The following is a 26,232-nucleotide window of genomic DNA, read 5'->3' on the forward strand; positions in this document are numbered from 1 at the left end:
AATTGATGTGGAAACCAGCCTGTCTATTCATCCAGACCGCTTCGGAGCGAAGGAGGAAGCAAAGTATCTGACGCCGGGCCGTGTGCTTCGTGCAGAGGCAACGAGCAACGGAGCCCTAATGGTATGTGAACGCGGGTTGCTTCATGTGCAGTTCTATGATGCTTTCATCGTGCGCATCACATTCGACCGACTGGGCAAGCCTGCGGGGAGCTTCAGCCACTCCGTCATCCTGAAGCCTGCATTCACCGAGATTCAGGTTGAGCAGAACGAGCAGGAGGTGCTGCTTCATTCGGAGCATATCACTGTAAGGATATCTCTTAACCCTGCTAGGGTAGACATCTTAGACCGGTCAACCGGCGCTGTCCGTCTTGCAGAGCCTGAGAATGGCATACAGTTCACAGCGCGAGGCGAAGTAGCCTGCCGCAAGCTGTCCTCGCCGGAGGAGCGCTATTACGGCTTCGGCGAAAAAGCCGGCTTCCTGAACAAGCGCGGCGAGCGCCTTGTCATGTGGAACACCGACGTATATGCCCCGCATAACCAGGAGACGGATTCGCTTTACGTATCGATTCCGTATTACCTGTCTGTGCGCGGAGCGGAAGCGCATGGCATTCTGTTCGACAATACGTACAAAACCGCGTTCGATATGCGGGAGCCGTCCGAGATGCGCTTCGAAGCGGAGGGCGGCGCCTTGAACTACTACTATATGGCCGGTCCGGATACCAAAAGCGTCATCCGCCAGCTGGGGAAGCTGACAGGGCATGCTCCGCTGCCGCCGAAGTGGTCGCTTGGCTACCATCAGTCCCGCTACAGCTACGAGACCGAGCAGGAAGTGCTGGATATTGCGAACACATTCCAGGAGAAAGGCATCCCGCTCGATACCATTTACCTCGATATTCATTACATGGATGGTTATCGCGTTTTCACCGTAGATCAGGAGCGTTTCCCGGATATTGGGAAGCTGGTTCACGAGCTAAAGGAGCGGGGCATTCGCATAGTGACCATCGTGGACCCGGGCGTGAAGGCGGATGCCGAATACGAGATTTACAAGGAAGGCATGTCGCTTGACCTGTTCTGCAAAGACATCGAGGGCCGAGTCTACCACGGTCCGGTATGGCCGGGCCGCAGCGCTTTCCCCGATTTTACGAGCGGGCGGGTGCGCAAGTGGTGGGGCGAGAAGCAGCAGTCCCTGACCGATGTAGGCGTAGCGGGTATCTGGAACGATATGAACGAGCCGTCCGTGTTCAATGAATCGAAGACGATGGATCTAGATGTGCTCCATGACAATGACGGCCATCCTGGCACGCACCGGGAGCTGCACAATGTATACGGACTCCAGATGGCGAGAGCCTCCTACGAAGGTCTGCGGAATTCGCTGGACGGCAAGCGGCCGTTCGTACTTACGAGGGCAGGCTATGCCGGCATTCAGCGCTATGCGGCAGTATGGACCGGCGACAATCGCAGCTTCTGGGAGCATCTCCAGATGCTCATACCGATGTGCTTGAATTTGGGGCTGTCCGGCGTTCCGTTCTGCGGCGCCGATGTAGGCGGCTTTGCCCATGATACGGGGGCCGACCTGTTAGTCAGATGGACGCAAGCGGCTGCATTCACGCCATACTTCCGCAATCATAGCGAAATCAAGTGCGGCAGGCAGGAGCCTTGGATGTTCGGAGAAGAGACGGAGAAGCTGGTCACTGAAGCGATTCGTCTGCGTTACCGCTGGCTGCCGCAGCTGTACCTGCTTATGGAAGAAGCCGCAAGGGACGGCATTCCGGTGATGCGCCCGATGTTCTTGGAATTCCCGGACGATCCTGAGGCTTATCGCATCGCAGACCAATTCCTGTTCGGCAGTAATGTGGTCGTGGCGCCAATGCTTCGTCCTGATACGACGCGTCGGGCCCTCTATCTTCCGGCTGGCGAATGGGTCGACTATTGGACTCAGGAATGGATCAGCGGAGGCCGCTATATTTTGGCGCATGCACCGATGGATCGCATCCCGCTCTATGTGAAGGCCGACTCCGCTTTGCTAGAGGAGAACGTGCGAATGAGCACTTCTGCGCCATCGGAGCAACTGACGGTGCATTTGTATATCTCTAACGCTGCTTCGTCCGTGGCTTACCGCATTTACGAGGATGATGGAGAGTCGCTCGACCGTGAGGGCTCCGGCTATTTTGAAGCGGAGGGTACTGCAATTCTAGATAAGGGTGGAAGGCTGACGGTGGAGGAGAATGTGCTGTCATCCGGCTGGACACCGGTTTGGAGCAAGCGGCAGCTCATGATTCATACCCGTGAAGAGATCACATCAGCAAGCTGGAACGGGCAAGAGAAGCAAGTCGTCAAGTCCATTCATGGCAACGCCATTCAATATCAAATATCTCTATTCTAAAAAAGTTAATCAAAGGAGGAGCTGCGTCAATGCGTCAATTATGGATGCGCCGTATGGCAGTCATTGCACTGGCGCTTCTTCTGCTGGCTGGAGCCACTCCCGTCTATCCGGGCGGGAAGGGGCTGGCTGCAGAGGGAGCGCAAGCGGAGTTCAAAGCGAAGACCGAACAAGAAAGCTATGTCCGGATCAAAAACATGTATACCGGTGATTATTTGCAAGCCCAGAACGGTAAGGTCAGTTGCGGAGCGCCGGTAGAAACCGACCGGGCGTCTCACTGGATCGTAGAGGAGCATGACGGCAAGCAGCGTCTCCAGAATCGCGAGACCGGACTCTATATGTCCATCCCAGCAGAAGCAAGCCATCTGAGTCCAGTGGAGCTAGCCGAGGCTAGCGATGATCCAACTATGTTATGGCATGTTATGAATGCGGTTACAGAAGGCTATGTAGTCATTCAAAGCGATTCGGAGTCCTCCCATTACGTTCATATCGAGGATCGTACCGGCTACGCGCAGGCAAGCGCAATTCCGCCCAACTGGGGAACCGTGCAGTGGCAGCTTGAGCCGGTTACTGAATACGTACAGTTCAAGAACAGCTACACCGGGGCATATCTGACAGTTGTCGGCGGCAAGGTCGGATACGGCGACGCCGATGAAGCCGATCCCGCCTCTCATTGGGTGATTGAAGAGGATGGCGGCATCCATCGTATTTATAACAAACAATCCGGAGCTTATATCTCTACCGCCAACTGGCAAGGGCATCTTAGTCCGCTAGAGCTGTTGGATAAGGCGGAGGCAAGCGATCCCGGCCTGATCGAATGGCAGATTATGAATGCGGTTACACCGGAGCTGGTCGTCATTCAGCATGCTGCGAACGAAGGGCATTATGTCCATGTTGAGGATAAAACAGGATATGCCCAGTCCAGCAGCATCCCGCCGAATTGGGGAACGGTACAGTGGTCGGTCCAGGCTGTAACGGTGAAGTATCCGTACAATCCGGAGCCTCCAGGGGAAGGACCTTCCTATATCCGTATCCAAAATGATTGGCTGGAGCTGTATCTGTTCGACGACGGAGGCAAGCTGGCATACGGCAATATGCAAGCCGGCGATACTCGCGGCCACTGGAGCATCGAGGAGGATGGCGGTTATCACCGGCTTCAAAACCGCGAGACCGGGCGCTACTTCAGCTTGAATGGCGTGGCCGGCGACCGGACGGCTGTTGCGGTCGAGGAGAAGCGGGACAATGGCGAAGGCCAGCTATGGGTTATCGATAACTTGGAGACGGCGGGCAATAAGCTGATCCGCAGTCCAGAGTCCGAGGGCAGCTATTTGCATACGGAGAAAAAGCTTGGTTTTGCCCAGTACGGTCCTATCCCTAAGGAGTGGGGAAGTCCGCAATGGCGTTTTGTACCGGTCAAGGATGAGGGGCCGTCCTACGTCCGGTTCACCAACGACTACACCGGCAAGACACTCTATGAGGAAGACGGCAAAGTAAAGTACGGCGATCCCGAGCTGGAGGATGCGTCTTCCCATTGGCTGCTGGCTGATGCAGGAGGCGGTCTGAAGCGGGTTCAGAACCGGCTGACCGGACATTACATTCATGTGGAGGGCATGACGGCGGAGAACGATCCCCACTTGCTCCCTTTGCTGAGCGGGACGGTTGAAGAGAGCTGGACAAGCGCCAAATGGACTGTATCCGAGCCTGCCGCAGGGCTATTCGTGCTGACGAACGCCTATCGGACGGATCAAGTCATCCACGTTCAGGATGCGACGGGTTATGCGCAGTCTAGCCCGATTCCTTCGGATTGGGGAAGCGCCAGATGGCATCTGGAGCCGGCTCCGGCGCTGCTGCCGATTGAGGTGCCGGAGGCGCCTGTTCGCTGGCAAAATGCGGGCAACGGCACTTATTTGTACGAAAATGAAAACGGCGTCGTCCTGTACGGGGATGTGGAAGAAAAGGATGGCAGATCACACTGGCTGCTGGTGCCGCCCCTCAATACCGGCGAAGGCTACAGCATAGTCAACCGCGCCACGGGACATAAGGTCAGTTCACGTTCGGGAACGGCATTTCTAGAGAGCCTGTCGTTAACAGAGGCATCTCTGACGGAGCAGTGGTTCCTGGAGTCTGCGCCAGACGGTGTCCATCTATTGATCCGCAGCGCTTCGAAGTCTCAGGAGTATGTTCATCTGAAGGATCGCGCGGGCTATGCCCAGCAATCGCTCCAGTCTATCGAATCGGCCGATCTCCAGTGGGAACTGCAGCTTGCTCCGGAGGAGAGCGTCATTGGCGAGCCGGATGCATCATCCGAGCCGGTTATGACTGCCCGTCTGGCCGATCGCCGCACTGTGCGCATTGGTCAAGGGAATAAGCTGCTGACAGCATCGGGAAGCGGAGTCAGCTTCGAGGTGGCCGCTGACAAGGCAGAAAATCAGGTATGGCAATTCTGGGATGAAAACGGCTATAAGCTGATTCAAAATACGAGCACTGGGCGTTTCTTGGTCTGGACTCCAGATGGAGCGGTAATGAAGGAAGCGGCTCCTGGCGGGCTGCTGCCTGAAGGCGCGTATTGGGCAGGAGTAGAGCGAAGCGGAGACATGATCTTCTTCCGTCCGGAGAACGAAGGCATGATGCTTGGAATTATAGGCAGCAGTATACGTCTCGAAGCGGGCGATATTACGAAGCCTGGAATCCACCAGCTATTCCAGCTTGCTCCAGTTCGCTCAGACGTAGTTCTTGAAGCGGAAGAGGCTTTTGTAACAGGCGATGTTCAGGCTTCGAAGGAAGCAAGAGGGTATTCGGGAGACGGGTTTATTGAAGGGTTTAAGGCCAAAGGAGATTCGGCCGTATTCGCTGTCTACGCGGATGAAGCAGGCACATACAGCGCGACCCTGCGTTATGCGAACGGCGCGAAGACAGCTGGGCAGCTGTCGGTTTCAGTCAATGGACTGCATGACCGCCGCATCTCCTTCGCATCCACCGGAGGCTGGGATGATTGGCAGGAGCAGCGCGTGCAGTTGCCGCTTCGCAAGGGTCTGAACACAGTCACACTGGAATACGCGCAGGGAGTGGTGCCGCTCTTCCTGGACCAGTTAACCGTTCAAGATGCCGTACCGCCAGCTTATCGCGGCGCATCACTGGATTACACGCTTTATGAAGCGGAGCATGCCACGACTAATGCGGCTGTGCTTGAGGCAAGCCGGACTTACAAGAGTCTAGCCTCCGAAGCATCGGGTCGGCAGGCTGTCATGCTTGAGGATGAAGGCGACTATATTCAGTTCACGCTGCGTGAGCCGGCGAACAGGCTGACCATCCGTTACGCTATCCCGGATTCCGAGGATGGAGATGGTCTGGAGACGCCGATCGGCTTGTATGTGAACGGACAGAAGCAGGAAGGGACGACTCTGTCATCCCGTTATGCATGGGTATACGGAAGTTATCCGTGGACCAACAATCCGGCAGACGGTGACGCGCACCGTTTCTATGACGAAGCAAGCTTTGCTGTCAAGGAAGTGCCGGCAGGCGCCGAGATTCGCATTGCAAAGGAATGGGATGCAGCTGTCTCCTATGTCGTAATCGATCTTCTGGAGACTGCGCTGGCTGATGCGCCTTATACGATGCCAGAAGGCTATCTGTCTGTGCTGCAATACGGCGCGATCGCAGATGATGGCAAGGATGACAGAGCAGCTTTCGTGCGGGCGATTGAAGCGGCCAAGAAGGCCGGCAAAAGCGTCTGGATTCCAGCAGGTCGTTATGAGCTGGAAGGCGGGCCGCTTGAAATCGCCGATGTGACCATTCGCGGAGCGGGCAAGTGGCATACGCTGCTGGCTGGCGGCGGATTTATGGGCGTTGGCGATCATATTCGGGTGTATGACCTTGCTATCGATGGAGAAGTGGATGTCCGCCGCGACGAGCTGGAGGAATCCGGCTTCGACGGAGCGTTCGGCAAGGGCTCGACCATTCAGCATGTGCGCATCGAGCGTACGAAGACCGGTATTTGGTCTACGGCAAAGGAAAGAAGCGATGGCATGGCCCTGCATACGGGAGGGCTGTATGTTGCGGGAGTTCAAATCCGCAATACGTATGCGGATGGCATTAACTTCAGCACCGGCACGCAGCACTCCATGGCAGAGCAGTTGTCGATCCGCAATACGGGTGATGACGGCATGGCGTTATGGGCAAGCGGTGAGCAATCGGCCGGAAATATATTCCGCTTCAATACCGTCGAGCTGCCTTGGCTGTCGAACAATATTGCGGTATATGGAGGCAAGGACGTGCAGGTGACGGATAATATCGTCTCCGACACGGTCGCCTTCGGTGCGGGCATCAGCATAAGCACCAGACATATGCCGGAGCTGTTCGAAGGAACGGCGGTAGTTGCCCGCAACACGATGATCCGTACCGGCAGCCGCGAGCATAACTGGCCAGCTGACTTCGGCGGCTTGTTCCTCTTCGCGGGAGATAAGCCGATGACGGGGGATATCCGCATTCATAACAATATTATGAGGGACAGCACTTATCAGGGCATATCCTTCCTGGGTGAGCAGTTCACAGAAGGAATGGTGTTGGACGGCAACGTTGTAGACGGTGCTGGAACTTGGGGCATTCATGCATCCGGCAATATAACAGGCTCGGCGCTGATGGGCAATACGCTGGTAAGAGACGCGCGTGTCGGACCTTATCTGGATGGTGCAGCCGGACTGACGCTAGAGGAGAAGGATCATGCTTATAACTTCATGAGCAACAGCTTCTACGCCACATTAGGAGATTCTGCTGCTGCGCCATTCCATATGGAAACGGGACAATCTGCCCTTGCTGCGGCTGTGCTCGCGGCAGGGGGGCTAGACCAAGCGAAAGCTGATTGGAGTATTCTCCATCCGTCTATCGCTACTGTCTCGGAAGAGGGCACTGTCACGGCGCTGCGGGGTGGTAAGACGATGCTGACCGCTGAGTTTGGCGGGAAGCGCAGATACTATAGCTTAATCGTATCGGACAAGGAGGCGCCGGTTTGGGGAGAGGATGCTGCTCTTGAGGGCCGCTCCGGTGCGGCGGGCAGCGTTTCACTCAGATGGCCTGCAGCAAGCGATAACTCCGGCATTGCATCCTATCGGATCGCATGGGATACAGGTTATCTTCTAGTTGTAGGCTCGAAGCAGGAGGCGAGCATTACGGGCTTGCTGGGCGGAAGCCGCATGACCTTCACCGTTGAAGCCAGGGATGAGGGCGGCAACTGGACGGAGGCTGCACTGTCCGTACAGGTGAGCGTACAGAGTACGCCTAATACCGGCCAGCCGGGTGCGAGTGGCGGCAATGACGATGGATTGTTGGAAGGCGACCACATCTCGACTAAACCTGACGGCACAAGGGCAAGAGAGGCGAAGGTGCGCACAGAGGCATTCGTTAGAGCTCTCACGGAGTCAGTGGGCCAAGGGAGCTCGGAAGCTGTCATTTCCATGGGAGCAGGAGCGGATGAAGCAGCGTTGATCATTCCAGCAGAAGCGGTCATTCGCGGCTATGCTGCAGCGCCGAATGGTGTGGTGAGCATTCGATTTGCAGACGCCGAATATGCACTTTCGTTGGAATTGCTTAAAGGTTTGCTGCAAGAAGGCGGTTCAGTCGCTATCCGCGTCCTGATGAGAGCGGCGAGCGACTCTGAGGCGCAGCAGCTGTCAGAGAAGACAGGTATTACTCTGAAAAGCCGTCTGTATAACTTCGAGCTATTCCTGCAGGGGGAAGATGGCTCGGCTGTTCCAGTTCGAGAATTTGGAAGCAGCTTCGTTAAAAGGACAATCCCGGTTGCCGAAGGCATCTCGCCTGATTCAGCGACAGGAGTTGTGTTCGACGAAGGTTTGGGTCGGTTCCGCCATGTTCCTACTGTCTTTCGCATGAAGGAGGATGGAACGCAGGAAGCCATCATTCGCAGTGTGACGAATAGTACGTATGCTGTCATCGACGAACCGAAAGCATTCGAGGATGTGAAGAAGCATTGGTCCAGGACGGAAGTGAATGCCATGGCCTCCCGCCTGATCGTCAATGGCATGGAAGACGGCTTGTTCTGTCCGGATGAGGCTGTGACAAGAGCGCAATTTCTGGCTATGCTGACTGCCGCGCTTGGCTTGCCGGGCAAGAAAGCCGAAGGCTTCAGCGATGTCGCAACCGGCAGCTGGTATGAACCGGCAGTAGGTGCAGCTTCGGCCTACGGACTGGTTACCGGCTATGGAGACGGGACATGGAGGCCGGACAACCGATTGACACGCGAGGAACTGGTCGTACTGCTAATGCGGGCATATCGCCTGACCGGCGCTCCTGCATCCGGGGAGACGGAGCTTGACGGCTATGCGGATCAGTCGCTAGTGTCGTCTTGGTCGGCAAAGGATATGTCGGCAGCCGCTGCACTTGGTCTAGTGGAAGGCAAGCCGGGCATGCGGCTTGATCCGAAGGGCACGGCGACTCGCGCCGAAGCAGCGGCATTAATCAGCCGGATGCTGGAGAAAAGAGGCTTCATTGGCAACGATCATTCTTCCAATTCATGAAAAGGATCGTGATGACCTATGTCAGGCACATTCAAAACTAAACTGTCATTATTAATGGCAATCTGTATGACGCTTTCCTTAATTACATTGGCTCCCTCCGTGAATGCCGCTTCCTATGAAGCGGAAGCCGCCGCCCTCTTCGGAGGGGCGGCTGTCAACACGGAGCATGCCGGCTATTCCGGCAGCGGCTTTGTTGGCGGCTTCACAGACGGCAATAAAGGCAGTGCCGCCGTCCAGTTCACCGTGATGGCAGCAGCGTCAGGTTCACACCAGATTGCCTTGCGTTATGCGAACGGCACGGGAAGCGCCAAGACGCTCAGTCTGTATGTGAATGGCACGAAGCTTAAGCAAATTTCGTTGCCTGCTACTTCGAGCTGGAGTTTATGGACAATTGCGACCGAAACGGTTCCGCTTCAAGCAGGAAGCAATACGATCCGCTATCAGTTTGACTCTAGCGACACCGGCAATGTGAATTTGGACAAAATCGACGTGAATGCCTCGGGACCGCCTGGCGGCAATACGTATGAAGCGGAGCTTGCGGCCTTAACCGGCGGAGCCGTCGTATCTGCTGAGCATGCCGGTTATTCCGGCAGCGGCTTTGTCGGCGGATTCACGGACGGCAATAAAGGCAGTGCTGCCGTACAGTTTACGGTTCAGGCTGGCGCAGCAGGCCCATACAGCGTTGCACTCCGCTATGCGAACGGCACGGGAAGTACGAAAACTTTAAGCCTGTACGTGAACGGCGTCAAGTCCAAGCAGTTATCGCTCGCAGCAAGCTCGGGTTGGAATGCCTGGGCAACGGCGACGGAGCAGATCACGCTGAATGCGGGCGCAAATACGATACGCTATCAGTTCGATACAAGCGATTCCGGCAATGTGAATTTGGATAAAATCGATGTCAGCGGGGGCGTGGTTCCGTCCCCGACACCAACACCAACGCCGACACCAACGCCGACACCAACGGCAACGTCGACACCAACGCCGACACCAACGCCGACACCAACGCCGACACCAACACCAACGCCAACCCCATCGCCGGGGACAGGCTACACGTATGAGGCGGAGGATCAATTCATATCCGGCAGTGTGACCAAAGCGGCGAATTATGTCCAGAGCTTTACCGGCGTCGGCGCCCGAGTGATTTTCACTGTGAATCAGGGTGCATCCGGCGAGACGGAGGTCACGCTTCGCTACGGAAACGGAACAGGCGGCAACCGAACGCTTAATATTTATGTGAATGGTCTGCTAGCCAAGACAACTACGCTTGCTTCAACAGGCGGCTCGACCGCTTGGGGAACCAAGACGGAGACGCTGAATTTGCGCCGTGGGCTGAACACAATATCCTATCAATATGATAATGGGAACAGCGGGGGCGTAGGGATTGATGCCTTGACTGTAGCAGAAGCAACGCCGCTTGCGAGCCGTGGAGCTACTGTCCCATATCAGGAGCTTGAGGCGGAAGACGGTGTGACCAATGCTCAGGTGCTGTCGCCAAGCAGGCAATATTTGACCGTGGAATCGGAGTCTTCCGGGCGCCGAGCAGTCAAGCTGACCCAGACTGGACATTATGTGCAGTGGACAGCGCCAAAGGCAGCTAATTCGATCGTAATCCGCTACAGCATGCCGGATGCGCCGGGAGGCGGAGGCACAAGCGGGACGCTCAGCTTGTATGTGAACGGAACGAAGTCTGGAACGCTTGCCTTATCGTCCCGTTATGCCTGGACCTACGGAGAGTATCCATACCACGATAACCCATCGGGCGGCGAAGGACATCGCTTCTATGACGAGAGCCGCTTCCTGACAGCAGCTATTCCTGCGGGCGCTACCGTTAGGCTTCAGAAGGATGCAGGTGATACGGCTGCTTATTATACGATCGACCTCATTAATCTGGAGGAGGCAGAAGTGGCTTACTCCATGCCGGCGAACTTTGTGAGCATTACAAGCTTCGGCGCGGTAGCGGGAGATAATGGCGATGACACGCAAGCGATTCGCGACGCGATTCAGAATGCCAAATCAACAGGCAAAGCCGGCGTCTGGATTCCAGCGGGTGTCTTCCGCATGAACGATCGGGTGAACGTCAGCGGCGTCCAAATACGCGGAGCGGGCATGTGGCATACCACGCTTCAGGGCACAGGCGGCAAGGGCGGCTTCTACGGAGTCGGAGGCGATGTCACCATCGCTGATCTCGCGATTTTCGGAGATTCTCTCAATCGCAATGATGGGGCTGACCATGCCGCATTCGAAGGCAACTTCGGCACGGGCTCGCTCATCCAGAACGTATGGGTCGAGCATATGAAAGTCGGCATCTGGCTTCAATCCGGTACAGACGGGCTGTATATGGCGGGCGGCCGAATCCGCAATACATGGGCAGACGGCGTGAACTTCCATGGCGGCGTTAAAAATACGACGGTCAGCCATTTCAGCGTACGGAATACGGGAGACGATGCTTTTGCGATGTGGTCGGACGGTATCCCGAACGAAAACAGCATGTTCCGATACAATACGGCGCAGGTGCCTGTCCTGGCGAATGCCTACGCGATCTACGGGGGCAAGGACAATAAGGTATGGGACAATATCGGCTCCGATACGGTAACAGCATCTGCCGGCATTGTCATCAGCACCAGATTTAACGCTATCCCGTTCAGCGGCACGACGGAAGTACGGCGCAATACACTGAATCGGACAGGAGGCTGGGAGCGCAATTGGAACTTAAGCTTCGGCGGACTATGGATCTATGCGGAGAATCAGAGCATTACGTCGCCGATTGTCATCGACCAGTTGCAGCTAAACAGCAGCACCTATGAGGGCATTAAGCTGAGCTATAATCAGACCATCACGAACCTATCGGTCAGCAATGTCAGCATCGACGGAGCGGGAACGTACGGGCTCGTCTTTGACAGGGTGAGCGGATCCGGGGCTTTCAGCAATGTAACCGTGACAGGAGCGGCATCGGGCGGGTTGTCGAATCCGAACAATCAATATACGATTATCCGCGGCAGCGGCAACTCGGGCTGGTAGACTTTGAGTCCTAAGCCTGTAAGGAAAGCTGAGCGGGCGTGAGCCCGCATCATGCAGCGAGATGAGGAATGGACCGGGTTTGGAGAGCCGGTTCATTCCTTTTTCAATATTTCCCAAGAATAGGTTTTCAGAGCGGCGTTCGATAAGCTATAATGTGATAAAACGTTTAGGCAAGTCATGAACGGAACGTACGGGAAAGGGAGCATCAGAGGAAATGAAACCGGATATCAATATTGTGGATGTAGCTCAGGCTGCAGGCGTATCCATTGCCACTGTATCTAATGTGATGAACGGCAAGGGCCGGGTATCCGTCGCCACCAGGCAAAAGATTGAGAAAATCATCGCGGAGCTGGGCTATTCGCCGAACTTGACGGCCCGCAACTTGAAGACGAAGCGAAGCGATCTGATTGGACTGGTCGTGCCGACGATGCAGCCTGGCCGCTTACAGGACAACCCGTTCTATTGGGATCTGCTGGCTGGGGTAGAAGAAGGCGCCCGCGATCGGAAGTTTCATATTATATTGGCCGGGATCGATGAGAGCACAGAGACGTTTTCCTTTGTGAAGGAGCGGCGTCTTGACGGGGTGATTGTCGTAGGTGCGAATGAAGGCTCGCAAGCAGTCGACCGTGTACTGGAGATGGGGCTGCCTGCAGTATTCATCGACAGCTATCTGGCTGACCCCAAGCTGCTGCAAGTGTATCTGGAAGACCGGAAGGGCAGCTGCCGGGCGACTCGCTACCTGATCGAGCAGGGCCATCGGCGCATTGCACTGCTGATCGGCGATATTCCGCTGGAGCGTATAGCGTATTACGGCGTTCTCTATGAGCGCTGGCTCGGCTATCGGGATGCACTGGATGAAGCGGGCATTGCCTATGATCCTAAGCTGATGATTAAGCTCCCGACCTCACTGGAGGGAGGCTATCAGGCTGCGGACCGTTTGACAGAAATGGGGGATGTAACGGCTATCTTCTCGTTCTCAGATGTCAGCGCGATGGGGCTGCTGAAGCGATTGCGAGAGCTTGGCAAGGGGGTGCCGAGAGATTATTCGGTCGTCGGCTTCGATAATCTCTTTATGTCGAACTATACATCGCCGTCGCTAACGACCGTCGCTCAAAACATTTTGGAGAAGGGCCAAGAGGCAGTCCGGATGCTGCTGGACCAAATCGACGGCAACCCAATCGTGAAGAGGCAGGTTGCACTGCCTGTCGAACTGATCGTCAGGGAAACGACAGGGGCTCCTCCGGTGTGAAGCAGCCGGAATATCAGACCACAAATGATGTTATGCAAAAAGATCGCAGATAACGCCGATGTGAGGCGCATTCTGCGATCTTTTACGTATATCCCAGTCTGATTATTCGGTTATAGCTTCTCGGAATCTGTAATTTCATTATTGGCATCTGATGGTATATCCTGCGCCGATGTATGGTCTTCGGACGCATTAGGCTCAGATGGTAGTGTGGCTTTGGCCTTTACCGGTTTCTTCTCGGGCAGCGGCTTGCTCGCTTGTTTATCCAGTTCTGCCTGGAAGTAGCTCTTCATCTCCGCTTCCTTGCGCGGGTCATCCAGCTTTACTTTGTCCTTCAGCACGTGCTGGGCGAACGACTCCCATGTCGGCTCCAGCTTCTGGGAACGGAGCAGCCGGATTGCATTTTTCACCAGCCTGCGTTCCTTGGCGTTTGTGTACAAATCCTTGTAATACTGCGTATAGCTGAAGTCCAACTGTCCATATATGCTGCGGAAGATATCGGCCGTCATGCGGGCATCGTCCAGCGCCCGGTGCGCTGAACCGTCTGAAGACAGGCCCAGCTCGGTCAAGGCGGCTTCCACACTGACATCGTTGGTTAGGCCTTTTACACGTATATAGCCTTTCAATAAATCATAATAGGGGATGGCGAGCCAGTAGGCATCGTCCATCTTATGCATGCGAGTATCAAGCACAATCCGCTTCAAGTCTTCTCCGCCCCATGTGACGAGCACCGGCTGCTCGCTTTTGCCGAGCCATGCCAGGAATTCGCGGATGACCTTCGGAAATCCAGCTGCGGAATTAATGGACTCTTGCGGAATGCCCGTCTTTTTCTGAATAAAGGAGTTCAGCTTCGGAAAGTAAACCGGCTTAATAAATGCGGTAAATTCGTCTATAGGTTGAAGAGCGGCGTTCAGACGCACAGCCCCGATCTCGATAACTTCCATGGGCAGATCGCTGGCGAATTTGCGCCCGTTAAATTCAATGTCCAACACGATGTAATCCAATTCGATAACCTCCGGTTAATGGCGTGCATTATACATTCTAGCAGATTTGCGCCGTGAATGCGTAGCAGCGGATCGCAATGTGACAGTATTGTAATTTCAATGGCTATTGAAATCGTATATACTAGGAACGGTAGAAAGCTTAAGAGACAGAGAGTGGAGGCAGCGAAAAAGCATATGGAACAGTTTATTTTGTGGCTGAAGTATTTGGTGCTGGGCGCGGTTCAAGGCTTCACGGAGCCGATTCCGGTCTCGTCGAGCGGACATGTCATCATTGCCCGTGAGTTGATGGGAATGGAGCAAGAAGGTCTTTCATTTGAAGTATTCCTGAACACGGCTTCGTTAATCGCGATTTTATTCATCTATAGGGCGATGATCGGGCGGTTGATCGTAAACGGATACCGTTTCATTCGTACCCGCAAGGCGGAGTACAAGTCGGACTTTATGTTTATCGTTTATGTGGTGCTTGGCACCATCCCGGCAGGCTTGATTGGCTTCTTGTTCCAAGAAGACATTGAGCGCATCTTCTCGCATGCAAAGATGGTAGCGATATCGCTGCTTGTGACGGGTGTTGCCTTATGGCTGATCCGTAACCTGAGAGGGAAGAAGCGCGATGGCGATCTGAGCACGAAGGACGCCTTGATCGTCGGTTTGGCTCAGGCTGTAGCACTCATTCCGGGCATCAGCAGATCAGGCTCGACCGTTATCGCATCCATTGCGGTAGGCATGAGACAGGAGACGGCACTCAGATTCTCCTTTATGCTGTATATTCCGATTAGTCTTGGCGGTGTCGTATTGGGGCTGAAGGACTTCTCCAGCGATCCGATCTCGTCGTCGATGATCGGCCCTTACGCAATTGCCTTCCTAGCTACGCTCGTACTTACGTATTTTGCAATGAAATGGCTGATGAACATCATGGAGAGAGGCAACTTGAAATATTTCGCCTATTATTGCTTCGTGGCAGGTATTTTGTTGCTTCTATTCCTCTAATGAATAGATCCTACAACATCATTAAGGCGTTCAATTTTTTCATCTATGGCGCTCTGTCGGTATACAGCACGTTTTTCGCCCTCTATTTGCAGAAGATCGGCTGGTCGACGCTGGAGATTGGCGCGCTGCTGGCAGGAGGCCCTATCGTGTCGATTGTCGCCAATCCGTTATGGGGCTACTTAAGCGACCGATTCCGCAATATTCGCCTCGTCATCCTTATTATGATGGCTGGCGCAACGGTCATTATGCAAATTGTATTTTTGGCACAGTCTGATACCGTTATTTATACGGCAATGCTGTTTTTCTTTTTCTTCCAAATGCCAATGTTCTCGCAAAGCAACAGCTTGATTCTGAATGCGATTGAGGGGACGAAGTACAAATTTGGCTCCTTCCGGCTATGGGGCTCGATGGGCTGGGCCGTTCTGGCGGCAGCATCCGGTCCCATCATCGGGCAGATCGGCATCGAGCGGCTATGGATTTTGTATACGGCAATGATGCTAATGTCGATTCTGTTCGCGTTCGGCTTGCCGAAGGGAGAATCCAAGGTTGCGGTCAAGTCGGAGAAAACGAATTATCGTTCGATTTTTGCGAACAAGGCGTTTCTGCTTTTCTTGCTGCTCGGCCTTGTCTTGTCGATTCCCAATTCAATGAATCAGACCTTCATCGCGCTGTACATCGCCGAGCTTGGCGGACAGGCGGATATGATTGGATGGGCGGCGTTTTTCTCATCGATCTTTGAAATTCCGGTGTTTTTGCTGCTGGACCGCTACTTGAAGCGCAATACCAAAACGATGATGTTTTGCATGATCTTCGTCAGCGTGTTGTTCACGCTAAGATGGGCGCTGATGGCAGGAGCGGATAGCGGGTTGCAAATCATATTCGTTCAATTGCTGCACTGCGTCACATTCGGCGGCTTCTACTATATTGGTACGCAGCTTACGGCGCTGCTTGTGCCGGCGCAATACCGCGCCTCGGGACAAGCGGTATACGCGCTAATCTACGGCGGCGTATCCGGCATGGCGGCAGGCATCATCGGCGGCTGGCTGTTCCAAAACATGGGGGCGCAATCGATGTACGTCTCTGGCGCAATTATGGCATTGATCGGCGTTGCTGGATTTGCCGCGCTTTATGGCATGGTGCGCCGATCGGGCGCTGCTGTGGACGGAGCGTCGGCAGGGTAATAGGTATGGAAAGAAGCTCGTCTCTCCCGGTATGGGAGCGGCGAGCTTCTTTGATTGGAATAGTATTGCCTTTCGGATACGTACATGATAATCGGACACCCGGAGCTTTGCATGGCGTAATTGGCGCAATGGGGCATGAACCTGGCCGGGTGGACTAGACTATCTATCGTCAACGAAGCATTTGAACATCCTTGGGAGAATGCCAGCCGGTGTCCCTCTTACTTTTTAGCGATGCGGACAGTGTAGGATATGGTGGTTCCCAAAATTGCGGCAAGAGCAACGGGCATGAGCCAGCCCATGCTTTCAGCGTGGTCTTGCGCGGTACGAACAAGATTCCAGAGAATGAAGCCGAACAGCAGCGATATCTCGAATTTCAACCAGCTGAGCATTTGGATGGAAAGTCGATATTTTTTCTCCGCATTTTCCGTTGTCAATGTAACGGGATAGTTAAAGTGATGGGGGATTTTGCGCAGCAGCGACAGCCCGACGAACAAGAGCAGTCCGATAATGGGCAGGATCAGAGAAGTGCCTTTGCCGCCCCAACCGTCCGCTTCGCCTGCAGCGTTGAAATGAATCGGCACCTCTGCCGGAAGATCTCCCCATATCATAAACAGATAGATAGTAGGCACTGCCAAAGCCAACAGAGATAATCCATCAAGCAGCCATTCAAGCTTGGTTTTGGGTATGGGGATGATTGGTCGATCGGTCATGAAATCACCTCATTCTGGTAATGTATGTATCCCTCTACGCGGTTGCCAGAATAAAGTTTCGGGGGTACAATTGGACTTATGTTTTTTGTGCTGCTATAGAGAAGAGAGAAGGGTTGCCATCATGAATACCGCTAAGTCTGCCGTAAACCAGGCGACAACTACACCAGTCGGTCGATCCAAGCGGTTATGGATCGCGTTGATATTAGGAGCGCTGTCCGGCATCGGACCGCTATCCATAGATATGTATTTGCCGGCGCTGCCTACGCTTGCTGGAGAACTGGGAGCTTCGGCCTCAGTCGCGCAGCTAAGTCTCACCGCATGCCTGCTCGGCATCGCGCTCGGGCAGTTGATCGTCGGCCCCATAAGCGATGTGACAGGGAGAAGAAAGCCGCTGCTTATTGGCATTGCCGTCTATGCGGTCGTATCGTTGCTTTGTGTGATCTCCCCCAATATTTGGACATTTATCGCTCTTCGGTTTGTGCAAGGCCTCGCCGGGGCGGCAGGTATCGTCATAGCCCGGGCCAGCGTGCGGGACTTGTATTCCGGCGTCGAGCTTACGAAGTTTTTTGCTTTATTGATGCTCATTAACGGGGCTGCCCCGATCCTCGCTCCGATGATTGGAGCAGAAATATTGAACTTCACTTCGTGGAGAGGCGTATTCGCGGTTCTTAGCGTATCCGGGCTGCTAATGATGGCGGCCATCTACTTCGGCTTGAAGGAGACGCTTCCGATGGAGCGCCGCCAGTCCGGAGGCCTCGGCAACACGCTTCGGATCTTCCGCAAGCTAACGGGCGATCGCGTCTTCATGGGGTATGCTATGACGCAGGGCTTTATGATGGCGGCGATGTTCGCATACATCTCCGGCTCATCCTTTGTACTGCAGGAGATCTACAATGTCACGCCAAGAACGTACAGCTACATCTTTGGCTTGAACGGGATCGGCATCATTATTGCCAGCCAAATCGCGGGCCGTTTGGCAGGCAAGGTGGAAGCGCGCAAGCTGCTGATAAGCGGTTTGGCGATGGCGGGATGCGGCTCTGTGCTGCTGTTGGCGACGGCTTTCTTGAAGCTGGATTTGCCGATGATCGTTGCAGGGTTCTTCCTGGTCGTATCCAGCTTGGGCATTACGTCCGCAACGACAACCTCACTGGCGCTGCAGGATCAAGGGCAAACCGCAGGCAGCGCTTCGGCTCTGCTCGGCATGCTATCCTTTATCTTCGGCGGCCTTGCTGCGCCGTTGGTTGGCTTGGGAGGCGAAGGCACGGCAGTTCCGCTCGCCATCGTTATCTCGTCGCTCGTACTTGCGGCCTTCGTCTGCTACGTGTTGCTGACGAAACGGAAGTAATGCGAGCGTGTGTACGATTGACAACCGAAGTCGCGCCATCGCCGGATGGAATACATGCCCCGGAATGTGAACGGAAGCACATCATTGGACTTATAATGAGCATTAATTAGAACAAGCCGCGCCGGATTGGCGCGGCTTGTTCTAATACTACAGGAGATTGGCGCTGGTCCGGGTACGGATTGCGATGGGTCCGCAAAATAACATTGTGAGAAACGCTTAAATGTCCGTCAGCGCTCCAAATGTCACATTAGTGTTGCGAGAAACGCTTAAATGTCCGGTAGAGCTCCAAATGACAAATTAGTGTTGTGAGAAACGCTTAAATGTCCAGAAGAGCTCCAAATGACAAATTAGTGTTGTGAGAAACGCTTAAATGTCCAGAAGAGCTCCAAATGACAAATTAGTGTTGTGAGAAACGGTTAAACGTCCGTCAGAGCTCCAAATGTCCCATTAGTGTTGCGACAAACAGCTAATCCACATACAACCATCATTAAGCTCTAGCGACAAACACTGTGAACTCGCGATTGCGGTAGACGCAATCGACCTCAGAGAAGCCGGCGTCGCGCATCCATTGCAGCTGGTCGGTGAGTGTGGCGTCAATGTCCAGCAATCTGCGTTTCTTGGAAGCTTCGATATCCTCCGGCTCCAGATCGGTGGCGGTTACCGCCTCAAGCCATAACCGCTTGAACTCCGCGGCGAAAGCGGGAGAGGAGCCTGCCGCTTGATCTGCATTAACAAATACGCCGCCGGGCTTCAGCAGGGAGCGGATTTTGCGGAACAGAACTTGTTTGTCCTCATGAGTCAGATGGTGGATGGAGAGCGACGATACGACAGCACAATAATTCCGTTCGAACTCATGGGTCAAATAGTCCGCGGCAATGTACTCCAGATTGGGATGGTCTCCAAAACGGGCTTTCGCCTTCTGAAGCATATCTTCGCTGAAGTCAACCAGCGTGATATGCGCTCCGGGGTATTTGTCCAGCATCATGGCGGACAATCTTCCTGTACCCGCGCCCAAATCGAGAATATATGGCGCATCATTAGCCAGTTCTGTCCAGGTTACCGCTGCGCCGTAGAAATCATCATAGCAGGGGATTAGCTTTCCGTGCTTGTCATCATAGCTTGGGGCTGCTTGATCAAATTGCATTTTTACGTTGTTCTCCATGTGAAACCCTCCTCGTCATCTGACAGTCGATTTTTTTTCAAAAAAGACTAGCTGTATGGATGTCGAATCGATTCGATACCTTCATCATAACGATCCAAGATCCATAGTTGAAATATATAAAACAAATAAACTATATAGTTTTAAACTATAAATACTGCAACCACCGGCCTTGCTATCGCATGGATTGATGTCATCCACGCAATAACAAGGCTCCCACATGCGGGCATGTGGGAGCCTATGACAAAGCAGTTTACAGGATTCGATTCAATTACGCCATTAACTTACTGGAACAACAGAAAAGCTAGGTTGCTTGTCCGGCGCGGCAAAATGGAGCAAGCGCGTTCCTTCCTCCCGAAGCGATTCCAAATCGTCGTCGTTAATCGGCTCGAACGGCTGGAGTCGAAGGGTCGCGGATTCTTTGTTCTCTTCTATCGTCCAGGTGCCGCGCACGAAGCCATCTGTCAAAAAAGTCGATCGGACAAGACCGTTAATCGTGATGATTCTTGACTTGTACGCTGCAGGCATAATTCGTGTACGGTCGCTGTAGGAAATGAGCATGTTGTCAAATTCGGACAGGTAGCGCGGAGGAGCAGGCGTATCCTCCGGCGGAAGCGGAGCGCCCCGAAGATCATACAGCTCATTGCCTGCTTCATCCTTGAAGCATTCAAGCTCCGGTGCCCACTCCTGGACATACGGCTTAAGCCGGGTCAACCCCGACCATGCCTGCATGTCCTTAACGGAGGCGGGACCGAATGCACCTAAATATCGGAACAGCATCAACTTGATATTCTCATCCGTATCGCTGCCAGCTGTGCCTGAGCGGGTTATTCCGTCATTCTCATGTCCTTGAACGTCGTTGGCTCCATCTATTCTTTGGTTGACAGGCCCGGTCTCAAGCCAATGCGCTAAAGGCACATGCCTGGCAGCGCCGCCTTGCCCCCAGATTCCTCGGGGCGGAATTTGAGCGAGGGGGACGAGATTGCGCGCGGTCGACGAGAGAACGGAAGGCTCATGCTGAGGCCAATCTTGTTGCAAATGCTTGCCCAGTTCTTCAAATGTAATAGGTTTCTCAGTGGCAATTTTGACGGTTGTTGCAACCAGTTGAGCCAGATCAACACCGCCCAGCTTTTTGCCGTTATAGCTCATGATGGCACGCTCCATCATCGGAGCAAGCGCTGTTCGGAATAATCCGGCATCCCGCGCGGATACCAGATGAATCGTTGACCGCATCAAGGCGATGCGGATTGCTTGCCGGTTGCTTAACAAATCTGCTAGAGACTCCGGCTGGAAGTTCTCCAGCCTGCTCCACAAAGCATAATAGGGCGGTATCGGCGCTTGAGCTTGAATGCCGGCCAATCTCTCGATCGCTTCAAGCGGCGAGATGCGGCTTCGCTGCAGCAGCAGTTGGCGTTCCAGCAGCGCGCGGTTCAGTCTTTTTAATGAAAGCACACGGTTAGTCGGACGTATATCGCCCATCATCTATCGCATCCTTACCTATTGTTTTTCCCCGGCATGACAAGTTGCGCAAGTCTTCGGATTGATGCGCTTCCCGAAAAGGTCTATAATGGGCCGTAGGTTAAGTCTATTATCGAACAAAGAAGCACATAAAAGGAAGAGGGATTGGATCATGAAAAAGCTTAGAGTGCTGCAGCAGCTAACGGAAGCGGGAGTTGTTGCGGTTTTGCGCGCCGATTCGGCGGATGAAGTAGCGGAGATGGCCCGCCGCGCCATCAAAGGCGGAATTAAAGCGATTGAAATTACGATGACAGTGCCGTTCGCGCTTAGAGCGATCGAGCAATTGTCCAAAGAATATTCCAGCGACGTATCGCCGGACGCTGACAACTACGCGATTATCGGCGTAGGCACGGTGCTAGATCCGGAGACGGCTCGCGCTGCGATTCTGGCAGGTGCGGAATACGTGGTCGCTCCTTCGCTGAATGCCGATACGATCAAGCTTTGCAACCGTTATGCGATTCCGGTTATGCCGGGCACGATGACGATTCAGGAAATTCAGACGGCGCTGGAGCTTGGCGTTGACGTCGTGAAGCTGTTCCCGGGCAACCTGTATTCGCCGAGCGTTATTCCGTCCATCAAAGGACCGCTGCCGCAAGCGAACATCATGCCGACAGGCGGCGTTTCGCTGGACAACCTGAAGGATTGGATCAAGGCTGGCGCGGTTGCGGTCGGTATCGGTTCCGATCTGACGAAGGAAGCCGTAAAGACGGGAGACTTCTCCATTATTGAGCAAAAAGCTGCCGCCTATATCGCGGCATACCGTGAAGCGAAGGGCGTCTAGTCCTTCCCGGCACGGATGAGTCTGGGAGCGCTTGCTTCCAGTAGCGATTAGGGTTATAACAGAAACAGGATGTACAAGCATGGACTAATATTACTTAGGTAAAGGAGTCGTTTGTTGAATGGATTACCGGATTGAAAAGGACACCATGGGCGAAATCAAAGTTCCTGCGGATAAGCTATGGGGCGCGCAAACGCAGCGCAGCTTGCAAAACTTCAAAATTAGCGGCGAGCGCATGCCGATCGAAGTCGTATACGCTATGGCGATCGTGAAGAAGGCATCCGCCTTTGCCAACCACAAGCTGGGCGTATTGGACGAAGAGAAGGCTGTTGTAATCGGCGAAGCGGTAGACGAAGTTTTGAGCGGCAAATGGGATGAAGAATTCCCGCTCGTCGTATGGCAGACAGGCAGCGGCACGCAGACGAACATGAACGTGAACGAAGTGGTGGCACGCCGCGCCAACCAATTGCTTGAAGCAAGAGGCAGCGCGACGCGCATCCACCCGAACGATGATGTGAACCGTTCCCAAAGCTCCAATGATACGTTTCCGGCGGCGATGCATATCGCAGGCGTCATCGCGGTAGAGGACCGGCTGCTTCCGGCGCTGGATCTGCTGAACGGCACGCTGTATGCGAAGGCGGAGAAGTTCAACGATCTGGTTAAAATCGGCCGTACCCATCTTCAAGACGCGACTCCTATTACGCTTGGCCAAGAAATTAGCGGCTGGTACTCCATGCTGGACAATACGCGCGCGATGCTGGTTCAAAGCGTAGATACGATGCGCGAGCTGGCTCTAGGCGGTACAGCGGTAGGCACGGGGCTTAACGCGCATCCGGACTATGCAGTTGCGGTAGCGGAGGAAGTAACGGCGCTGACAGGCAAAACGTTCATCACGGCGAGAAACAAGTTCCATTCCTTGACGAGCCATGACCAAATGGTCTACACGCATGGCGCAATCAAAGCGCTGGCAGCGAACCTGATGAAAATCGCCAATGACGTCAGATGGCTGGCAAGCGGTCCGCGCTGCGGCATCGGCGAGCTGACCATTCCGGAGAACGAGCCGGGCAGCTCCATCATGCCGGGCAAAGTAAATCCGACGCAAAGCGAAGCGATGACGATGGCGGTATGCCAAGTAATCGGCAATGATGCGGCAATCGGCATGGCTGCAAGCCAAGGCAACTTCGAGCTGAACGTCTTCAAGCCGGTTATTCTGTACAACTTCATTCAATCCGTAGCGCTGATGGCGGATTCGATGATCTCCTTCAATGATAACTGCGCGGTCGGCATTGAGCCGAACGAAGCGGTGATTAAGCGCAATCTGGATCAGTCGCTGATGCTAGTAACAGCGCTGAACCCGCATATCGGATATGAGAACGCGGCGGCAATCGCGAAGAATGCTCATAAGCAAGGACTGACGCTGAAGGAATCGGCGATCGCAAGCGGCCTTCTCACTTCGGAGCAATTCGATGAGTATGTCCGCCCTGAGAACATGATTGGCAAGCGTTAATCGAACGATAGAATAGATAAAAGCCATCCTCTGGGGCGTATGCGTCCCGGGGGATGGTTTTTTTGCCGGCTGGAGCTGTCTTAAAGCGCATGGGAGTCATATTCGGTGCGGAGTAAAGTTGATCTGTGCTATGATACAGTTAGCCGTTTCTTGCGGCTCTATCATGTGGATAAAGTAGGGTAGCGACATGCATTTATTATCAGTTGAACATATAACGAAAACATATGGCGAAAAGGTGCTGTTCAAGGATGTGACGTTCGGCGTAGAGGATGGCGACAAGGTAGGCATCATCGGCGTCAACGGAACGGGAAAGTCAACGTTTCTGAAAGTGATTGCAGGCTTCGAGCAAGCCGATTCCGGCTCGATCTCCGTCGGCAATCGGGTTGTCGTACGAATGCTGGCGCAGGACCCGGTGTTCCGGCCCGGCGAGACGGCGCTTGAGCATGTGCTGGGCGGCGATTCGCCCCAGCTCAAAGCCGTTCAGAGCTACGCCGCCGCCATGGAGGCTATCGCGCATAATCCGGAAAGCGAGGAGCTGCAGGCTGCGCTGATTACCGCCAATCAGCGCATGGATGAGCTGGAGGCTTGGCAGCTTGAGAATGAAGCGAAGACGGCGCTCTCGAAGCTCGGCATCCAGCAGTACGATGCTCAGGTCGAGACGCTGTCCGGCGGTCAGCGGAAGCGGGTTGCGATGGCGGCCGCATTGCTTCTGCCGTCTGACGTGCTTATCTTGGACGAGCCGACGAACCATATCGACAATGATTCTGTCGCCTGGCTGGAGGGGATGCTCCAGAAACGCAGAGGCGCTCTGCTCATGATTACGCATGACCGGTATTTCCTCGACCGTGTCAGCAATAGGGTCATCGAGCTTGACCGCGGCGAAGCGCATTTCTATCAAGCCAACTACAGCCGGTTCCTGGAGCTGAAGCTGGAGCGCGAGGAGCGCGAAGCCGCTACTGAAGCGAAGCGGAAAAATCTGCTGCGCAACGAGCTGGCCTGGATTCGCCGCGGCGCAAAAGCGCGGACGACGAAGCAGAAGGCGCGGATTGATCGGTTCGAGGCCTTGAACGCGGCTGGGCCGAAGTCTGCCGACGGCAAGCTTGACCTGTCCGTTGCTTCTTCACGGCTGGGCAAAAAGATCGTAGAGGTCGAAGGGATCTCGAAAAGCTATGGCGATCGCACGCTTATCCGTGACTTCAGCTACATAGCGGTACCCGAGGATCGGGTCGGCATCGTAGGCCGGAATGGGAGCGGCAAGTCGACGCTGCTCAGGCTTATTGCGGGCATGCTTGCGCCGGACTCCGGTACGGTAGAGCTTGGCCCGACGGTTAAGCTGGGCTGGTTCTCGCAGGAGCGCGAGGAGATGGATGAGACGCTGCGGGTCATTGAATATATCCGCGAGGAAGCGGAGCAGGTGAAGACGGCGGACGGAACAACCATCCCTGCCGGACAGATGCTGGAGCGGTTCCTGTTCTCGCCGACGATGCAGTGGACGCCGATCGCGAAGCTGTCGGGCGGAGAGAAGCGGAGGCTTCAGCTTCTGCGAGTCCTGATGAGCGCGCCGAACGTGCTGCTGCTCGACGAGCCGACGAATGATCTGGACATTGCGACGCTGACCGTGCTGGAAGATTATTTGGACGACTTCCCGGGCGTTGTATTCGTCGTCTCCCATGACCGTTATTTCTTGGACCGTACGGTGGAGAAGATCATTGCTTTTGAGGACGGCGTTATTACGCATCATACGGGCAATTACTCGGATTACCAGTCCAGCGCGGAGAAGCGGGAGCATGCGGAACCCGCAGTTGACAAGGCGGGGGCTGGCAAAGGTGCAGCGGCGGCCAGTCAGGCAGAAGCGCCAAAACAGCAGCCAAGGGAACGCGCGCTCAAGATGTCGTACAAGGAGCAGAAGGATTTCGAGTCGATCGACGGCTGGATCGAAGAAGCAGAAGGTGAACTTACCCGGATTGCCGAGGCGATGGAAGCTGCCAGCAGCGATTCTGCAAGGCTGCAGGAGCTGTCGGCGGAGCAGCAGCAGGCGGAAGAGAAGCTGGAGGCGCTGATGGATCGATGGACGGAGCTGAATGAGCTCGCAGAGAAGATCGAAGCGCAGAAGCGCGGCTAGTTGGCGTTCGGATCTATACGAAGCATTACATTTGTTCATCAAGAACGGGATGTACACAATTATGAAGCGACAAGGTGGTCATACGGATATGGCAAACAACACAAGCATTCGGAACATCTATTGCATCGGCCGGAATTATCGGCTGCATGCGCTCGAATTAGGCAACGAGGTGCCGCAGGAGCCGCTCGTCTTCACGAAGCCGTCCCACGCGGCAGCGGCTATGGATGGAAGCGAGATCGTATTGCCTGCTCATGTCGGCGAGGTGCACTTCGAGCTGGAGATCGTGCTGCGCGTAAGTGAATCCTACCGTCCGGGTGCGGCGGATAGCGAGTGCTTCGACGCCATGACGCTTGGGCTGGATATGACGCTGCGCGACGTGCAATCCAAGCTGAAGGCGAAGGGCCAGCCTTGGCTTGCGGCCAAAGGCTTCAAAAACTCCGCCCCGCTTGGGCGCTGGATTCCGTATCCGGGTGAAGCTGCGCTGGCAGAAAATACGTTCAAGCTGGTGCGCAACGGGGAGGACGCTCAAATCGGCTGCTCCAAGGACATGCTGTTCGGCATAACAGAGCTTGTGCACTATATCGAGGAGCATTACGGACTTGGCGCCGGAGACCTGATCTATACAGGGACGCCCGCAGGTGTAGCGGCGCTTCATGAAGGCGATGTGCTGGAAGCGATCTGGGCTGGAGAGAAGCTTGGCGATTGCCGTATCGCAATGCGCTAATATCAGACAACTATTATAAGAAA

General features: G+C 54.6%; 15 protein-coding genes. 11 read left to right on the forward strand and 4 right to left on the reverse strand.

Going from position 1 to position 26,232, the window contains the following annotated elements:
• Positions 1-7: 7 nt before the first annotated feature.
• From D3P07_RS11090 to D3P07_RS11105, 4 genes are all read left to right on the forward strand, one after another.
• Positions 8-2,383, forward strand: coding sequence for a glycoside hydrolase family 31 protein (locus D3P07_RS11090; RefSeq protein WP_182914271.1), 2,376 nt, complete (start codon positions 8-10; stop codon positions 2,381-2,383).
• Positions 2,384-2,412: 29 nt separating this feature from the next.
• A complete protein-coding gene (locus tag D3P07_RS11095) occupies positions 2,413-8,910 on the forward strand; it encodes an S-layer homology domain-containing protein (protein ID WP_119800292.1) in 6,498 nt (2,165 codons plus the stop codon).
• 18 nt (positions 8,911-8,928) lie between these two features.
• Positions 8,929-11,928 (forward strand): CBM35 domain-containing protein, encoded by a 3,000-nt coding sequence (locus D3P07_RS11100; protein WP_119800293.1) that lies wholly within the window; start codon positions 8,929-8,931, stop codon positions 11,926-11,928.
• 214 nt (positions 11,929-12,142) lie between these two features.
• Positions 12,143-13,177: a LacI family DNA-binding transcriptional regulator gene (locus tag D3P07_RS11105; RefSeq protein ID WP_119800294.1), complete on the forward strand. Its 1,035-nt coding sequence runs from the start codon at positions 12,143-12,145 to the stop codon at positions 13,175-13,177.
• Between the two features lie 110 nt (positions 13,178-13,287).
• On the opposite strand, the gene D3P07_RS11110 is transcribed toward D3P07_RS11105, so the two are convergent.
• A complete protein-coding gene (locus D3P07_RS11110) occupies positions 13,288-14,178 on the reverse strand; it encodes a 3'-5' exonuclease (protein ID WP_119800295.1) in 891 nt (296 codons plus the stop codon).
• A gap of 174 nt (positions 14,179-14,352) precedes the next feature.
• Here D3P07_RS11110 and D3P07_RS11115 point away from each other — a divergent pair, with 174 nt between their 5' ends.
• Together D3P07_RS11115 and D3P07_RS11120 are read left to right on the forward strand one after the other, a co-directional pair.
• Positions 14,353-15,165, forward strand: coding sequence for an undecaprenyl-diphosphate phosphatase (locus tag D3P07_RS11115; RefSeq protein ID WP_119800793.1), 813 nt, complete (start codon positions 14,353-14,355; stop codon positions 15,163-15,165).
• Positions 15,165-16,346: an MFS transporter gene (locus tag D3P07_RS11120; RefSeq protein ID WP_119800296.1), complete on the forward strand. Its 1,182-nt coding sequence runs from the start codon at positions 15,165-15,167 to the stop codon at positions 16,344-16,346. Before D3P07_RS11115 ends, D3P07_RS11120 begins: the two co-directional genes overlap by 1 nt.
• A gap of 218 nt (positions 16,347-16,564) precedes the next feature.
• Here D3P07_RS11120 and D3P07_RS11125 read toward each other — a convergent pair whose 3' ends face one another.
• Positions 16,565-17,056, reverse strand: coding sequence for a DUF1648 domain-containing protein (locus tag D3P07_RS11125; RefSeq protein ID WP_119800297.1), 492 nt, complete (start codon positions 17,054-17,056; stop codon positions 16,565-16,567).
• Positions 17,057-17,177: 121 nt separating this feature from the next.
• Between D3P07_RS11125 and D3P07_RS11130 the strand changes: the two genes are divergently transcribed.
• Positions 17,178-18,401 carry a multidrug effflux MFS transporter gene (locus D3P07_RS11130; protein WP_119800298.1) on the forward strand — a complete coding sequence of 408 codons (1,224 nt, stop codon included), beginning with the start codon at positions 17,178-17,180 and terminating at the stop codon, positions 18,399-18,401.
• Between the two features lie 487 nt (positions 18,402-18,888).
• Here the strand turns inward: D3P07_RS11130 and D3P07_RS11135 are convergent, their stop codons facing one another.
• On the reverse strand, positions 18,889-19,563 hold the full coding sequence (locus tag D3P07_RS11135) for a class I SAM-dependent methyltransferase (protein WP_119800299.1): 675 nt from the start codon (positions 19,561-19,563) through the stop codon (positions 18,889-18,891).
• A gap of 276 nt (positions 19,564-19,839) precedes the next feature.
• Positions 19,840-21,042, reverse strand: a complete 1,203-nt coding sequence (locus tag D3P07_RS11140) for a winged helix DNA-binding domain-containing protein (protein ID WP_259391443.1) — start codon at positions 21,040-21,042, stop codon at positions 19,840-19,842.
• A 148-nt stretch (positions 21,043-21,190) separates the two neighbouring features.
• On the opposite strand from D3P07_RS11140, the gene D3P07_RS11145 reads away from it, so the two are divergent.
• The 4 genes from D3P07_RS11145 (at position 21,191) to D3P07_RS11160 (ending at position 26,209) form a co-directional block, all read left to right on the forward strand.
• Positions 21,191-21,859, forward strand: a complete 669-nt coding sequence (locus D3P07_RS11145; RefSeq protein WP_119800301.1) for a bifunctional 2-keto-4-hydroxyglutarate aldolase/2-keto-3-deoxy-6-phosphogluconate aldolase — start codon at positions 21,191-21,193, stop codon at positions 21,857-21,859.
• Positions 21,860-21,977: 118 nt separating this feature from the next.
• Entirely contained in the window at positions 21,978-23,363 is a 1,386-nt protein-coding gene (fumC, locus tag D3P07_RS11150; RefSeq protein ID WP_119800302.1) for a class II fumarate hydratase, read from the forward strand.
• A gap of 187 nt (positions 23,364-23,550) precedes the next feature.
• A complete protein-coding gene (locus tag D3P07_RS11155) occupies positions 23,551-25,485 on the forward strand; it encodes an ABC-F family ATP-binding cassette domain-containing protein (RefSeq protein ID WP_119800303.1) in 1,935 nt (644 codons plus the stop codon).
• Between the two features lie 88 nt (positions 25,486-25,573).
• Complete coding sequence (locus tag D3P07_RS11160) at positions 25,574-26,209, forward strand: fumarylacetoacetate hydrolase family protein (RefSeq protein ID WP_119800794.1); 636 nt, start codon at positions 25,574-25,576, stop codon at positions 26,207-26,209.
• Positions 26,210-26,232: the final 23 nt, after the last annotated feature.

This window comes from Paenibacillus sp. 1011MAR3C5 (genome assembly GCF_003591485.1).
Taxonomy (GTDB): Bacteria; Bacillota; Bacilli; order Paenibacillales; family Paenibacillaceae; genus Pristimantibacillus.

Excerpts from the sequence above, each read along its gene's own strand:
- D3P07_RS11120 (WP_119800296.1), top strand. The coding sequence starts at position 15,165 with ATGAATAGATCCTACAACATCATTAAGGCGTTCAATTTTTTCATCTAT.
- fumC (WP_119800302.1), top strand. The coding sequence starts at position 21,978 with ATGGATTACCGGATTGAAAAGGACACCATGGGCGAAATCAAAGTTCCT.
- D3P07_RS11145 (WP_119800301.1), top strand. The coding sequence starts at position 21,191 with ATGAAAAAGCTTAGAGTGCTGCAGCAGCTAACGGAAGCGGGAGTTGTT.
- D3P07_RS11095 (WP_119800292.1), top strand. The coding sequence starts at position 2,413 with ATGCGTCAATTATGGATGCGCCGTATGGCAGTCATTGCACTGGCGCTT.
- D3P07_RS11105 (WP_119800294.1), top strand. The coding sequence starts at position 12,143 with ATGAAACCGGATATCAATATTGTGGATGTAGCTCAGGCTGCAGGCGTA.
- D3P07_RS11115 (WP_119800793.1), top strand. The coding sequence starts at position 14,353 with ATGGAACAGTTTATTTTGTGGCTGAAGTATTTGGTGCTGGGCGCGGTT.
- D3P07_RS11130 (WP_119800298.1), top strand. The coding sequence starts at position 17,178 with ATGAATACCGCTAAGTCTGCCGTAAACCAGGCGACAACTACACCAGTC.
- D3P07_RS11155 (WP_119800303.1), top strand. The coding sequence starts at position 23,551 with ATGCATTTATTATCAGTTGAACATATAACGAAAACATATGGCGAAAAG.
- D3P07_RS11100 (WP_119800293.1), top strand. The coding sequence starts at position 8,929 with ATGTCAGGCACATTCAAAACTAAACTGTCATTATTAATGGCAATCTGT.
- D3P07_RS11125 (WP_119800297.1), bottom strand. The coding sequence starts at position 17,056 with ATGACCGATCGACCAATCATCCCCATACCCAAAACCAAGCTTGAATGG.
- D3P07_RS11140 (WP_259391443.1), bottom strand. The coding sequence starts at position 21,042 with ATGATGGGCGATATACGTCCGACTAACCGTGTGCTTTCATTAAAAAGA.
- D3P07_RS11160 (WP_119800794.1), top strand. The coding sequence starts at position 25,574 with ATGGCAAACAACACAAGCATTCGGAACATCTATTGCATCGGCCGGAAT.
- D3P07_RS11135 (WP_119800299.1), bottom strand. The coding sequence starts at position 19,563 with ATGGAGAACAACGTAAAAATGCAATTTGATCAAGCAGCCCCAAGCTAT.